The sequence below is a fragment of the Streptomyces sp. NPDC107454 genome (genome assembly GCF_055582885.1).
The window spans coordinates 343,913-357,110 of record NZ_JBVJPA010000004.1 but is presented as its reverse complement, the minus strand read 5'-3'; the positions used below and the strand labels follow the sequence as shown (position 1 = coordinate 357,110).

Sequence of the window (13,198 nt, the reverse complement as noted above, 5' to 3'; positions counted from 1 at the left end):
CGAAGAACACTGGGCCCACTGGTCACATGGGCCACAGCTCGACCACATAGTCGATCACTGTGCAGGGGCTGTCAACCTCCTTGAAAACACAACGAGTTCACACGTTGCCACATTTCCGACACATAGGGAATCAGTTGTTCCGCGTCGACTCGACGGCGGCCGGTCCACGGTCGCCCGCGTCGGACCGAGCGCCGCGCTCCGCGCTCCGACGCCGACGCCGACGCCGACGCCGACGCCTTCACCGACGGGGCACGCGATCGACCAGCACCTTCACCCGGAGCACTCAGTTCCCTCGATCATGTGCACTGAGTGCCACACTTCCCGCGCGATGCTAGGTTCCGTCCATGAGCGAGGCACCCCGTGGCGGCGACACCGCAGACACGACGACGGCGAAGCCGCCCATGCGGGACGCGCTGGTCGCGGCGGCCTTCCAGCTGTTCCTGGAGCGCGGGTACGAGCAGACCACGGTCGACGACATCGTCACGCTCGCCGGTGTCGGCCGACGGTCCTTCTTCCGCTACTTCCCGTCCAAGGAGGACGTGGTCTTCCCGGACCACGAGCGCTGCCTGACCGACATGAAGGCGTTCCTGGGTGCCGGCACCGGCGAGGAGGAGCCGGTACGCAGGGTGTGCGACGCCGCCCGGCTGGTGCTGCGCATGTACGCCGAGAACCCGACCTTCTCCGTGCAGCGCTACCGCCTCACCAAGAAGGTCCCCGGCCTGCGCGCGTACGAACTGTCGGTCGTCTGGCGTTACGAGCGCGCGCTCGCGGAGTATCTGCGCGGCCGCTTCTCCGGCCGGCCCGACGGCACGCTGCAGGCCGACGTCATCGCCGCGGCGGTGGTCGCCGCGCACAACAACGCTTTGCGCTCCTGGCTTCGTTCGGACGGACAGAGCGACCCCGACACCGCCGTGGACCACGCGCTGGGATACGTACAGACCTCGTTCGGCGGCTCCCCCGGAAAAGGTGCCGCGCCGGGCGAGGAGCACGAGGACGTGGTCGTCGTGATCTCCCGGCGCGGGGCACCGATGTGGCGCGTCGTACAGGAGATCGAGTCCGCGTTCGGCCGGGAGTGAGACGCCGCATCACCCTCACTTCCTCAGATGAGGGTACCGAGTGCCTTTACGAGTGGCACTCAGTGCCATACCCTGTGGCTCGTGCGCGGCATTCCGGGCACCTCAGACTCCGGCCCAGTGCAGGGAGATGACATCGTGTACCCCTCAGGAATCGCCCTTCATCCGGGCGTCGGACCCGCGACGGACATACTCGGCAGCGACTCCGCGCCGAGCGGGACGTCGTCCTCGGACGCTCTCCTCTTCCAGCGGTGCCGCTGGTGCGGGACGGCCATGTACCACCGCCTTCTCTGCCCGGTCTGCGCGGGCAGCGACCTGCGGACGGAGACGAGCGCGGGAGCCGGCGTCGTACGCCACTCCACCATCGTCCACCGCAACACCCCGGCGGCTCGTAACGTCTCCCTCATCGAGATGGCGGAGGGGTTCACCGTGCGCGGCCGGGTGATGGGCGCGCCCGCCGACGTCCACAGCGGCGACCGGGTCCAACTCTCCACCGCTCAGGATCCCGTGCGCAGCCAGCCCGTGTTCCAGCTCATCGACGGTCCCTATCGCGGCTGGAGTTGACGTGGGCCGGCTGGACGAAGCGGCGCGCGCCGCCGGTTCGTCCAGCCACCGGGAGAGATCCCTCAGCCGTACGTGATGTCGGACGTCGCGTACTTGCAGTAGGTGCTGTCGGGGCCGGTCCCGTTCGTGGTCGGTTCGGCCCCCGTGTTGTTGCCGATGTACTTCTGGCAGGGGATGATCTTCTTGCTGGAGTCCCCGACGATCCTGATGGCCTTGAGGGTGGCGCTGTCGCCGTAGTTGGTGTTGATGCCGACGAGCTTGCTTCCCTTGTAGGTGGCCTCGATCCCGTTGAGGTTGATCGCCCGCTTGTACTGCGTCTTGCAGTTGCCGCACGAGCGGACGAACGTGCCGAAGGTCTGGACCGCGAAGTTCGAGACGTTCAGCGTTCCGGCGCCGTTGAACTGGAACACCTTGTCGCTGGCCGCCTTCGCGCCGCCACCCGACACGGTGTAGACGTTGGACGACGAGGAGCCCAGGAACGTCGCCGCGTCCTCGCCGACATCCTCCCACCAGACGTTCTGCAGCGTGCAGCTGCCCAGGCAGTGGATGCCGTCCGCGGCGGGGGCGCCGATGATGACGTTCTTCAGAACGGTGCCGGCGGCCAGCTCCAGGATCGGTCCCTGGTCCTCGTCCTGGCTGCCGGAGCCCAGGTCACCGGTGCCGTAGAGCCGCTTCATCCCGTAGTCCTTGGTACCGGAGACCGAGATGGTGGCGGAGACGGCCTGACTGCCGTTCGCGGTGGGCCAGGTGGCGGCACTCGCCGGAGAAAGGCCACCTCCTGCCATGATCACGACAGCCGACAGGCCGACTGCGGCCAGGGAGCCGGTGAGGGCGCGGCGTCGGGCGCGCGGGCGTACTGATGAGGTCACGTCCCGATTCCTCCTTCTGAACGAACGTGGGGGCGGTCAGAGCTTTCCGGCGCCCGCGCCGGACGTCACCGAGGCGACGACACCCGAGGCCGGCTCGGCGGTGTAGCTGTAGGGCGGGGTGGTGAAGGTGCCCACCTGCGAGATCTCGGTGGCGGCTCCCCCGAGGTCGTTGCCGCGCAGGTTGGCGTAACCGTCGACGTCGCTGTCACGGTTGGTCGTGACGGCGACCGTCGTGGTGCGGAAGACGTTGTTCTCGACGAGCATCTGGGCACCCATGCGGGAGTGCACGGCGGTGTCGGCCCCGACGACGTAGTTGTCGTAGAAGTGGCCGGTGCCGAAGCGCAGGCTGGGGATGCGGGAGTTGACGTTGTCGAACCAGTTGTGGTGGTACGTCACTCTCAGATGCCCGGTGTCCTCGCTCGCGTTGTTGTCGCTGTGGCCGACGAGCGAGCCCTTGTAGTGGTCCTTGAAGGTGTTCCAGGACACGGTGACGTAGTCGGAGCCGTGGTTGATGTCGAGCAGACCGTCGTAGTAGTCCTTTCCGTGGTCACGGTCGGACGAGAAGGCGTTGTGGTCGATCCACACCTTCGTCGACGCCTGCACGGTGATGCCGTCGGCCGGCTTGAGCGGCTTGCTGATGTTCAGGTTGCGGACGACCACGTTGGCCACCTTCTTCAGCCGCAGTCCGCCGCCGGTGAAGCCGGACGCCGAACCCACGCCGAGAACGGTGGTGTTGGAGCCGATGTCGACCTGGCCGCCGAGCGTGATCAGACCGGTCACGCGCACCACCTTGGCGGTGTCGCCGGTGACGGCCGCCTTGAACGCGTCGAGGGTCGAGACCGTGACGGCGGTGGCTCCCCCACCGCCGGTGGCCCCGGCGCCGAAGCCGACCGGCGAGGTGTCGGCGGCCGAGGCGGACGAGGGGAGGACGAGGGCGGTGGTGACGGCCAGTGCGGCGGCCGTGGCCGTGGCCAGGGCCAGTCTGCAAGTGCGTGTCCGTGGGGGGCGAGTACGCATGCGGGTGCGTCCCTTCGGGGTGCCGTAGGTCATGTACGCGAACGATGTACACCATGGCGAACAGCACGAGGCGCCCATGACACCTTCACCGAGAATCGCCAGCTCCAGGGAGGGCACACATTCCCAGGTGATGCGGCTCGGAGATCTGGTGTCTCGCATATGAGATGCCAGGCACGGGTCAGGCTGCTGAACGGGAAACGTAAGGGGCAAGCGCTTTCTAGTCAACGCTTCGCGCAGCACACATCCGGTCAACTCCCGTGCCCCGCCCGGCCGGTGGACACAAGGAAGCCGGGCCCGATCCACGGAGGGATCGGGCCCGGCGAGGTGGTTCGGTCGCGTCGCGACCGGTGGCGCGTCAGCTGAGGCCGAGGTCGGAGAGGGCGGTGGTCCAGTCGTTGATGATGGCGTCCTGGGCGTCGGAGAGCGAGACCGTACCCGCGCAGACGGCCTTCTTGAGCTTGTTCTCGACGGTGTCCTTGTTGGCCGCGGTCTTGGTGCCGTACTGCGGCTCGGGCCAGAGGTTGAGCTCGCTCTTCGGGGCACCGCCGAGTTCCAGGGGCACGAAGTGGTCTTCCTCGTAGTCCGAGGTGCTGGTGTCGGTGTAGCCGTACTCGACGATCTGCTTCTTCTTCAGGGCGGTGGTGTACGAGCTGGAGGGCCGTACGGTCGCGGTCCAGCCGGAGACACAGATCGTGGAGCCGATGGTGGACTGGGTGACGTCGGGGTTGAGGGCGCCGGGCTGGCAGCTGGGGTCCGGCAGGGGAAGGTACGCCTGGCTGCACGTCGCGGCGTGGGCGCTGCCGGTGGCGACGGTGATGCCGGCGGCGGCGAGGGCGAGGGCGGACAGGGAGGTGACGAGGGAGCGGGGTATGCGGGACATCGTGGGGGTCTCCCGATGTGGTGCCCGGCAGGAGTTCCGGGCGGTCGTGCGCATGACAGCACCAGGAGCGTCTATGCGGGTAGACCCTTTGACCGGACCGAGAGACGTTTGATTGAAGGTTTGTCCATGACCTGACAGCATCGGATGAAGTCATGGCCTCGGCTTGGTTGTTCAACGCGATACGGCCGAACGGCGGGCCCCGTCGCTCCGGACGCCTCCCCACCAAGGAGGCGCGTGGCGGCCGGCCTCACACGGTCGGGGCAACGCGCCTCACATTCGAGGGGGCTGTCTCGTCATAGAGGTATGAACTCGAACATCAGGTACGCCAGTCTCGGCCTCCTGGCCGTGACCGGGCTGTACACAGGCGTCTGGGCCTACTGCTCCCCGACGAGCTGGTGCGCGAACTTCCCCGGCCTCGGACTGAGCTGGCTGCCCCAGCTGGGCCCGTACAACGAACACCTCGCCAAGGACGCCGGAGCCATGTTCCTGGCCCTGGCCGTGCTGGCCGTCATCGCCCTGCGCGACGTACACAACACCCGGCTGGTCCGGACGGCAGGTGCCGTGTGGTTGCTCTTCAACGTGCTGCACTTCAGCTACCACGTCCAGCACCTCGACATGTACAACACACGCGACCAGATCCTCAACGTAGTCCTCCTCGCCGCACTCATCCTGCTCGCGGCCCTCCTGCTGTTCCCCGCCCTCCCCGCACGACAGGACCGCACACGATGACCCAGAACGGCGACAGCGGAGACAACGGCAGCGTGAGCGCGAAGGAGGAGCCCGGCATGCGGGTGGCGGTGGCAGGCGGAACCGGGCTGGTGGGACGACTTGTGGTCGAGGAGCTGACGGCTGCCGGGCACCACCCGGTGGTACTGGCCCGTTCCACGGGTGTGGACCTCGTGACCGGCACCGGACTCGGCGGGGCCCTGGCCGGCGTGGACGCGGTCGTCGACGTCACGAACGTGACGACCACGAGCGCCAGGAAAGCCATCGCGTTCTTCGACCGCGTCGCCCGCACCCTCCAGGACGCCGGTGAAAAGACTGGGGTTCGCCACCACGTCCTGCTGTCGATCGTCGGGATCGACCGGGTCGGCCTCGGTTACTACCAGGGGAAACTGCGCCAGGAAGACGTGCTCAAGAGCGGGCGGACGCCGTGGACGGTGCTGCGCGCCACCCAGTTCCACGAGTTCGCCCAGCAGACCCTCGACCGCGTCCCTGGACCACTCGCGGTGGTACCCCGGATGCGGACCCAGCCCATCGCCGCCCGTGAGGTCGCCCACCGCCTCGTCCAACTCGTCTCCGCCCCGGCGCAGGGCATGGCCCCCGAACTGGCCGGACCCCATGTCGAACAGCTCGTCGACATGACAGGCCGGCTGCTGCGGGCCCGTCACCAGCACCGGCTGCTGCTGCCCGTGAAGATGCCCGGCGCCACCGGCACGGCCATGACCGGCGACGGTCTGCTCCCCGCCGGGCCCGGCCCCCGCGGCAGCCAGACCTTCGACGAATGGCTCACCCTGCACACCGCTCACCACGCCCACCAGGGAGGATGACGGCCCCGTGTCCACACCCCCGGGACCCGCCCAGGACCCCACCCTCGGCACGCTCATGGCCGAACGCCGCCGTCTGCTCAACGTCGGCTACCGCATGCTCGGATCGCTGCAGGACGCCGAGGACGTGGTCCAGGAAACCTACGCCCGCTGGTACAGCCTGTCCGAGGAGGAACAGCAGGCGATCGGCGCGCCGTTGGCCTGGCTGACGCGGGTGGCCTCCCGGATCTGCCTCGACCACCTCGCCTCGGCCCGCGTCCGCCGCGAGCACTACACCGGTGAGTGGCTGCCCGAGCCCATCCGGCACAGTGCCACGTGGACCAGCACGGGCGATGAGGGCGGGGCCGATCCGGCCGACCGGATCACCCTCGACGAGTCGGTCAGCATGGGCATGCTGGTGGTCCTGGACTCGTTCACTCCCGCGGAGCGCGTGGCCTTCGTCCTCCACGACATCTTCGGCATGCCGTTCGCCGAGATCGCCGACACCCTGGGCCGCACCCCCGCCGCCTGCCGGCAGCTCGCCTCCTCCGCCCGCCGGCGCATCGCCGACCGGCGTCCCGGCAGCAGCACCCCGCAAGAGCACCGGCAGATCGTCACCGCGTTCCGCCACGCCTGCCAGACCGGCGACCTCGACACGCTTGTCGCGCTCCTCGACCCCGCCGTCGAGTCTCGCAGCGACGGAGGCGGCAGGGTCCGCGCCGCCCTGCGCCCGGTCATCGGCCGGGACAAGGTCGCCCGCCTCTTCCTCGGCCTCATGCGCAACGAACCCGGAGTCGAACTCGTCGAGGAGGACGTCAACGGCACCCCCGGCGTCAGCGTCCGCATCGCCGGTACCACGATCGCCGTCGTCGCCCTGGACATCCACGACGGTCTGGTCACCGACGTGTGGATGGTCGTCAACCCCGACAAGCTCCATGCCTGGACCGGCTAGTTCTCCATGAACTTCCCGTCCGGACAGGTGAGTTGTCCGCCACGGACAGGAGGGGGTGAGGGCCCGGCGGTGGCCGGGCCCTCACCCCCTCCTCACGTGGCCATGCCTCACGCGGTCAGGGAGATACGAATCCCGACCGTGCCGTCCGTGCCCCGCCGCAGACGGCTGCCGAAGAGGGTGAGACGGCCGAGGATGCCGTACTTCCCGGCGATCAGCTGCCGGTAGCGCGCGGAGCCGGCCTGATCGAGGATCTCCGCCGTGGCCGGGACTTGCTCCCCGGTCGGTTTGCCCCGCGCGTCGCACGGACCCACCAGGACGTCGGCCCGGTTGCGGATCCGCTTCACCTTCCAGGAGTCCGCGCTGGTCCAGGCGCCGAGCGCCGCACCGTCCCGGACCACCCACACCGGCGTCGCCACCCCCGTACCGTTCTTGCGGTAGCTCGTGATCAGCAGGAACTTGCTTGAAGCGAGCGCGTCCAGTTTCGTCTCGTCCATGCGGGGAGTCTAAGCAGTCACGGCAGGGAGTCCACGCCGTCCGTTCAGGACAGCTGGCCGTTGTAGTCCGGCAGCTTGAACGTGCGCTCGGCGTGGCCGCCGACGAGGTCGGAGTCGTTGTTGCCGACGTTGGCGATGATCGTGTAGCCCCGCGACTCGATCTCCGCGCGCTTGCTGGTCTTGTAGGCGCTGACCTCTTCGAACAGATCGGGCAGGTCGCGCGTGTAGAGACCGGAGACCGGGTAGCCGACGCTCGTCAGGTTCCACTGCGTCAAGGAGGAGATGATGCCCGGACGTGCGCTGATGAAGAAGATGTCGACGCCGCGGGAGCGCGCGTAGCGGGCGAGGTCGAGCGAGGGCTTGACCGCCGGGGTCGGCAGTTCGTACCACGGGTGGAAGTCCGTCTCCAGCGTGGTGTTGTCGATGTCGAAGACGAGGGCCAGCTTCTGCCCGGCGGCGTTCGCGGTGCGCTGCTCGACGTAGGGCCGCGCCTGGTCGATGACCGCCTTGACGTCGCTCTGCCAGGTGGCGTAGTCGACCGCGGCCGTCGTCGCCGTCGCGCTCACCGTCGTCTGGGCCGGAGCCGCGGCGGCGGTCCCCGCAGCGGTGACCGTCCCCCCGATACCCAGCGCCACGACCGCCGAGACCGCGCCGATCCGGCGCCCCACACCGCGTCCTGTCATGCTCGTCCCCTTTTCACGTCGGAGCGGCGAGGTGCCTCGACCGTCGCCGCTGGACAGATGATCGTGCCTGAGGATGTACAAGAAGGGAAGACGAAGTTACTGATCGGTAGAAGAACTCGTGGCCGCCGTCCTCCGCTCCGGCGCGGGGTGGCACTCGGGGTCGTCCCGTGTGAGCCTGGGCTCGCGGGTGGCGGGCCACGATGTCGGCACACGGAGAGAGGTAGCTGGGATGGACGCACCGAACATCGTGATCGTCGGCGGCGGGTTCGCCGGCGTCGAGTGCGCACGCGGACTCGAGCACGCCCTTCAGCCGGGTGACGCCCGGATCACCCTCGTCAGCCCCACCGACTACCAGCTCTATCTGCCGCTGCTGCCGCACGTCGCCGCCGGTGTCGTCACCCCGCAGTCCGTGGCCCCCTCGCTGCGCCGGATCCTGCGCCGCACGACGTTCATGCCGGGCGGGGTGATCGGCGTGGACCCCGCGTCCAAGAGGTGCGTCGTACGCAAGATCACGGGGGAGTTCGTCGATCTGTCGTACGACTACCTGCTGCTCACGCCGGGCAGCGTGACCCGCACCTTCGACATCCCCGGTCTCCTCGACGAGGCGCGCGGGATGAAGACGCTCGCCCAGGCGGTGTATCTGCGTGACCATGTGATCGCCCAACTCGACCTGGCCGCGGCCACGTCGGACGAGGACGAGCGGGCGGCGCGACTGCAGTTCGTCGTGGTCGGCGGCGGATACGCGGGCTCCGAGACCGCGGCCTGTCTGCAGCGCCTGACCACCGCCGCGTCGAAGCGCTACCACCCTCGCCTGGATCCGGGGCTCATCAAGTGGCACCTGGTGGACGTCGCCCCCAAGCTGCTCCCGGAGCTCGGCGACAAGCTCGGGGCGAGTGCGCTGCGTCTGCTGAGCGAGCGCGGTGTGGAGATCTCGCTCAAGACGACCGTCGCCTCGGTCACGGAAGGCAAGATCACCCTCACGGACGGCCGGGTACTGCCGTCACGGACACTGGTGTGGACGGCCGGTGTCGCGGCGAGCCCGCTGGTCGACTCGCTGGGCGCGGAGACCGTACGCGGCCGGGTCCTCGCCGAGGCGGACTTCAAGGTGCCGGGCCTGGACGGGGTGTTCGCGCTGGGTGACGCGGCCGCCGTGCCCGATCTGGCCAGGGCCGACGGTTCCTACTGTCCCCCGACCGCCCAGCACGCCGCCCGGCAGGGCCGACACGCGGCGAAGAACCTGGCGGCGCTGCTGCAGGGGCAGCCCATGACACCGTACAAGCACAAGGATCTCGGCCTGGTCGTCGACCTCGGTGGCCACGACGCGGTGTCCAAGCCGCTCGGTATCGGCCTCAAGGGCGTGTCCGCGCAGGTCGTGGCCCGTGGGTACCACCTCTACGCGCTGCGCACGGGCTCGGCCCGGTTCCGTACGGCCGCCAACTGGTTCCTCAACGCGGTCGCGGGCGACGACTTCGTGCGCACCGGCTTCCTCGCCGACCGGAAGGGCACCCTGCGGGAATTCGAGCACACCGACACGTACCTGACGCCGGAGGAGGTCGCCGCCCGCCTGAGCCGTTAGGGCCGCTCCGGCGGATCACGCCGCAGCCGCGGGGCTGTTCAGGAGGGCGAGGTAGCGGCGGGCGAAGAGGTAGGCGTCACCCGGCCAGCGGGCCGAGAGGTAGCGGCCGTCCTCGACGACGAACGCGTCCGTGTCGTCGGTGGCGGTGCCGCGCCGGGTCAGGGTGCGGGGGACGTGGCCGGGGCGGTGAAGGCCGCCCTGACCTCGTCCTCGACCTACGCGGGATAGGTGCGGTATTGACGCCCTCTCCCGCCCGAGGGCAGGAGATTCCGGTCCGTACCACTACGCGGTACCACCTTGGGTTCCTGTTTCACGGGCCCCTGCCGACCGGTGAAGGTCAGTCTGACAAGGCCTCCGCAGGCCTGACTTCCCGCCCGTCCGGCGGTAGGTCCAACACATACGGTGTTGGACATGACGACCCTAACGTGGTGCTGCGGCCCTCTCAGCCGCTACGGGCAGGCTGCCTGACACCTTCGCCCTGAAGGGTGGAGCACCGGGCCGTAGTTCGATTCGGCCCAGCAGCAGGCCGTCGTACTCCTTCATGTCGGCCTCGGCCCAAGAGACGGTGGAGGTGAACTCCGGTGACCTCGTGAACTGCTCGTAGAACCGCCGGGGTTCCTCGGCGGCGCCCAGTTGTCCGAAGAGCACCCCCCTCAGCAGCCGTGGGTCCGCCGCCGGCCGGGTGCCCGCGCGCTCGGTGGCGAGCACCATCTCGTGCCCCGCATCGGTGAGGATCCGCCAGGGAACGGCCACTTCGGTGACGTCGAAGTCGCGGTCGGGGACCGGCATCAGCACGCGCATGCGCCCATCATGGCAGGCCTCGGGGTCGCCGACGGCGCGGCCGGTCGGAGAGTGACAACATCCCTTTTCCGATGGCTTGTTGACGCCTACATTGCCCGTTGACACGTCATCACAGGAAATGCCCAGGAGCTGATTCCGTGCCCGAGAACCCGGCCGCCTCGGAACTCCCCGCCGAAGGGGTGCTCAGCCGGATCATCACGACCCGCCCGCACACGGCCCGGATCTGGAACTACTGGCTCGGCGGCGGCGACTACTACGAGGTCGACCGGGCGGCCGGGGAGCGGATCCGCCAACTGCACCCGGGCATCGGCGACTACGCGCGGGCGGACCGGCTGTTCCTGGGACGCGCCGTACGCCATCTGGTCACCGCGTGCGGAATACGGCAGTTCCTCGACATAGGCACCGGCCTGCCGACCGCGGACAACACGCACGAGGTGGCGCAGCGGCTCGCACCGGACGCCCGGATCGTCTACGTCGACAACGACCCGCTGGTCCTCACGCACGCCCGCGCCCTGCTCACCAGTACCCCCGAGGGCCGCACCGACCATCTCGACGAGGACCTCCGCAATGTGGACGCCATCCTCGAACGCGCCGCGAGGACACTGGACCTGAGCGAGCCGGTCGGACTGATGCTGCTCGGGGTCGTCATCTTCATCGGCGACGACGCGGAGGCGTACGACATCGTGCGCCGGCTGCTGGAGGGGCTGCCCTCGGGGAGCCATCTGGTCCTCTCGCACACGATCACCAGCCCGGTGATGCCGGACGTGGACGCCGCCGTCTCCTACTGGAACCAGCACGGCACGCCCTGGATCACCCAGCGCACTCCCGAGGCGGTCACCCGGTTCTTCGACGGTCTCGATCTCCTGGAGCCCGGTGTCGTCTCCTGTTCGCGCTGGCGTCCGCAGCCGACGGACGGGGACGAACCGGCGGAAGTGGCCATGTTCGGCGGGGTGGGCCGCAAACACTGAACCGGAGAACGGCCGGGGGTGAACGCGAGGGCACGGGCGCACGTATGGAAGGAGGGCTCACGACCGGAGCCCCGGCGGCGTCGACGCCGCACCGTACGGCTTCGGGAGCCCATGCATGAGGCACGCACGACGACGGATCGTCCGACGAGGGACGCGACTCGCGGCCGTCGGCGGGGTCCTCTGCGGAGGGTTGATGGTGACGCACGCCATGGCGAGCGAGCCGTCCGCCGCGTCACGTGCCCCCCAGAGCGCCACCCTGGCCGCCGCGGGCAAGGGCGCGGGTCTGGTGTCGACCCTCGGCACCTCGCGTACGGCGGGCAGTTGGATCGCCGCCGACGGACACCCCGTGGTCGCGGTGACCGACTCGGCCGCGGCGGCCGAGGTGAAGAAGGCGGGCGCCCGGCCCAAGGTCGTGAGCCACAGCATGGAGGACCTCAAGTCCGTGACGAAGGCGCTGAAGGCGGCGCCACGGGTCGCGGGCACCGCCTGGGCCATGGACTACGTCCACAACGAGGTGGTGGTGCAGGCCGACCGCACCGTGTCCGCCTCCGACTGGTCCCGGATGAAGAAGCTCGCCGCGAGCATGGGCAGTTCGGTCCGGATGGAGCGGACCGAGGGCACGTTCACCACGCGGCTCAACGCCGCCCTGCCGATGTTCTCGACCGGCGGACGCTGTTCGGCGGGCTACAACGTGACCAACGGACGCAACGAGTTCATCCTGACGGCCGGGCACTGCGGGCCGGCCGGGTCCGTCTGGTTCGGGGACAACCAGGGCACCAAGCAGCTGGGACAGACGGTCACCACGGCGTTCCCCGGCAGCGACTTCTCCCTCATCCAGTACAACAACGGCCAGAACGACACCGGGAACAACGTCGTGTCGATCGGGGGCGGCAAGGGCGTCCAGATCATCGGCACCGCCGATCCGACGGTCGGCCAGCGGGTCTTCCGCAGCGGCAGCACCAGTGGACTCCACGACGGTGAGGTGAAGGCGCTCAACGCGACGGTCAACTACCCCGAGGGCACCGTGACCGGTCTGATCGAGACCAACGTGTGCGCCGAACCGGGCGACAGCGGCGGTCCGTTGTTCTCGGAGGGCATCGCGCTGGGCGTGACCTCGGGGGGCAACGGGGACTGCACCGCGGGCGGTACGACGTTCTTCCAGCCGATCACCAAGGCGCTCACGGCGCTCGGGGTCAAACTGACCGGACCGGGTGCGGCCGCCCAGGGCGCGGCGGGAGCCACCGCCCAGTCCTCCCCCGCCCCCGCGTCCTCGCAGGGCGCGGCCGTCGTGCCGGGATCCGCCGCGCCCGGCTCGGTCCAGGCGGTCGGGTCGGGCGCCTCCGAGCCGCTCCTCACCCGTCTCACGGACCCGCAGAACATCGGTCCGGGGCTGCTGGTCATCGCCGGCAGCATCATCGCGCTGGTCGCCACGCGGTACATCCGTACGGAACAGGATCGCAACCGTTACCGGCGGCAGTACTCGCAGAGTTGGGGCTGAGTCCGGAGAGCGGACGAGGGACGGGGCGGAGACTCGCAACCAGGAGTCACGCCCCGTTCGTCACGGGACCGCGGGGCGGCCGAGCGGGCTCACGCCGCCTGAGTGGGCGACTGGGGGGCGGCTTCCGCCCACTCCAGGACGAGCCGCTGGTACTCCCGCCGCTCCTCCATGCTCAGCGTCCCACCGGCCCGGAACCACAGGGCCCGGATCTCCTCGTTGACATCGGCGGCGGACCGCACGGAGTCGGTTTCAGGAGTGGTGGACATGGTGTGAAGCATACGGGCCTTGGCGTGAAGG

Annotated in this window: 15 protein-coding genes; 8 read left to right on the top strand and 7 right to left on the bottom strand. The window is 69.3% G+C overall.

All coding sequences use genetic code 11. The annotated features are described in order from the left end of the window. The first annotated feature begins 401 nt into the window (after positions 1 to 401). Both ACZ69M_RS11870 and ACZ69M_RS11865 read left to right on the top strand, forming a co-directional pair. Positions 402 to 1,076 carry a TetR family transcriptional regulator gene (locus tag ACZ69M_RS11870; RefSeq protein ID WP_470049347.1) on the top strand — a complete coding sequence of 225 codons (675 nt, stop codon included), beginning with the start codon at positions 402 to 404 and terminating at the stop codon, positions 1,074 to 1,076. 132 nt (positions 1,077 to 1,208) lie between these two features. Next, positions 1,209 to 1,637 carry a Zn-ribbon domain-containing OB-fold protein gene (locus ACZ69M_RS11865; RefSeq protein WP_470049346.1) on the top strand — a complete coding sequence of 143 codons (429 nt, stop codon included), beginning with the start codon at positions 1,209 to 1,211 and terminating at the stop codon, positions 1,635 to 1,637. A 62-nt stretch (positions 1,638 to 1,699) separates the two neighbouring features. Here ACZ69M_RS11865 and ACZ69M_RS11860 read toward each other — a convergent pair whose 3' ends face one another. The 3 genes from ACZ69M_RS11860 to ACZ69M_RS11850 form a co-directional block, all read right to left on the bottom strand. Then, positions 1,700 to 2,506: a pectate lyase gene (locus tag ACZ69M_RS11860; protein WP_470048974.1), complete on the bottom strand. Its 807-nt coding sequence runs from the start codon at positions 2,504 to 2,506 to the stop codon at positions 1,700 to 1,702. 36 nt (positions 2,507 to 2,542) lie between these two features. Then, positions 2,543 to 3,523, bottom strand: a complete 981-nt coding sequence (locus tag ACZ69M_RS11855; RefSeq protein WP_470048972.1) for a pectate lyase family protein — start codon at positions 3,521 to 3,523, stop codon at positions 2,543 to 2,545. Positions 3,524 to 3,878: 355 nt separating this feature from the next. Next, positions 3,879 to 4,403 (bottom strand): hypothetical protein, encoded by a 525-nt coding sequence (locus ACZ69M_RS11850; RefSeq protein ID WP_470048971.1) that lies wholly within the window; start codon positions 4,401 to 4,403, stop codon positions 3,879 to 3,881. Between the two features lie 303 nt (positions 4,404 to 4,706). Between ACZ69M_RS11850 and ACZ69M_RS11845 the strand changes: the two genes are divergently transcribed. The 3 genes from ACZ69M_RS11845 to sigJ are packed head-to-tail and all read left to right on the top strand — an operon-like array spanning position 4,707 to position 6,881. Beyond that, entirely contained in the window at positions 4,707 to 5,132 is a 426-nt protein-coding gene (locus ACZ69M_RS11845) for a hypothetical protein (protein WP_470048970.1), read from the top strand. Continuing rightward, complete coding sequence (locus ACZ69M_RS11840; RefSeq protein ID WP_470048968.1) at positions 5,129 to 5,953, top strand: SDR family oxidoreductase; 825 nt, start codon at positions 5,129 to 5,131, stop codon at positions 5,951 to 5,953. The genes ACZ69M_RS11845 and ACZ69M_RS11840 overlap by 4 nt, the downstream gene beginning before the upstream one ends. Before the next feature lie 7 nt (positions 5,954 to 5,960). Next, positions 5,961 to 6,881: an RNA polymerase sigma factor SigJ gene (sigJ, locus tag ACZ69M_RS11835; RefSeq protein WP_470048966.1), complete on the top strand. Its 921-nt coding sequence runs from the start codon at positions 5,961 to 5,963 to the stop codon at positions 6,879 to 6,881. Between the two features lie 107 nt (positions 6,882 to 6,988). Here sigJ and ACZ69M_RS11830 read toward each other — a convergent pair whose 3' ends face one another. After that, positions 6,989 to 7,375: a PPOX class F420-dependent oxidoreductase gene (locus ACZ69M_RS11830; RefSeq protein WP_470048964.1), complete on the bottom strand. Its 387-nt coding sequence runs from the start codon at positions 7,373 to 7,375 to the stop codon at positions 6,989 to 6,991. A gap of 44 nt (positions 7,376 to 7,419) precedes the next feature. Then, entirely contained in the window at positions 7,420 to 8,058 is a 639-nt protein-coding gene (locus ACZ69M_RS11825; RefSeq protein WP_470048963.1) for an HAD family acid phosphatase, read from the bottom strand. A gap of 229 nt (positions 8,059 to 8,287) precedes the next feature. On the opposite strand from ACZ69M_RS11825, the gene ACZ69M_RS11820 reads away from it, so the two are divergent. After that, positions 8,288 to 9,634 (top strand): NAD(P)/FAD-dependent oxidoreductase, encoded by a 1,347-nt coding sequence (locus ACZ69M_RS11820; RefSeq protein ID WP_470048961.1) that lies wholly within the window; start codon positions 8,288 to 8,290, stop codon positions 9,632 to 9,634. A 420-nt stretch (positions 9,635 to 10,054) separates the two neighbouring features. Here the strand turns inward: ACZ69M_RS11820 and ACZ69M_RS11815 are convergent, their stop codons facing one another. Then, positions 10,055 to 10,435, bottom strand: coding sequence for a type 1 glutamine amidotransferase domain-containing protein (locus ACZ69M_RS11815; RefSeq protein WP_470048959.1), 381 nt, complete (start codon positions 10,433 to 10,435; stop codon positions 10,055 to 10,057). A gap of 137 nt (positions 10,436 to 10,572) precedes the next feature. Here ACZ69M_RS11815 and ACZ69M_RS11810 point away from each other — a divergent pair, with 137 nt between their 5' ends. Together ACZ69M_RS11810 and ACZ69M_RS11805 are read left to right on the top strand one after the other, a co-directional pair. After that, positions 10,573 to 11,403, top strand: coding sequence for an SAM-dependent methyltransferase (locus ACZ69M_RS11810; RefSeq protein WP_470048957.1), 831 nt, complete (start codon positions 10,573 to 10,575; stop codon positions 11,401 to 11,403). A 115-nt stretch (positions 11,404 to 11,518) separates the two neighbouring features. Beyond that, positions 11,519 to 12,901: a S1 family peptidase gene (locus ACZ69M_RS11805; RefSeq protein ID WP_470048955.1), complete on the top strand. Its 1,383-nt coding sequence runs from the start codon at positions 11,519 to 11,521 to the stop codon at positions 12,899 to 12,901. Positions 12,902 to 12,990: 89 nt separating this feature from the next. On the opposite strand, the gene ACZ69M_RS11800 is transcribed toward ACZ69M_RS11805, so the two are convergent. Next, positions 12,991 to 13,179, bottom strand: coding sequence for a hypothetical protein (locus ACZ69M_RS11800; protein WP_060896602.1), 189 nt, complete (start codon positions 13,177 to 13,179; stop codon positions 12,991 to 12,993). Positions 13,180 to 13,198 lie beyond the last annotated feature (19 nt).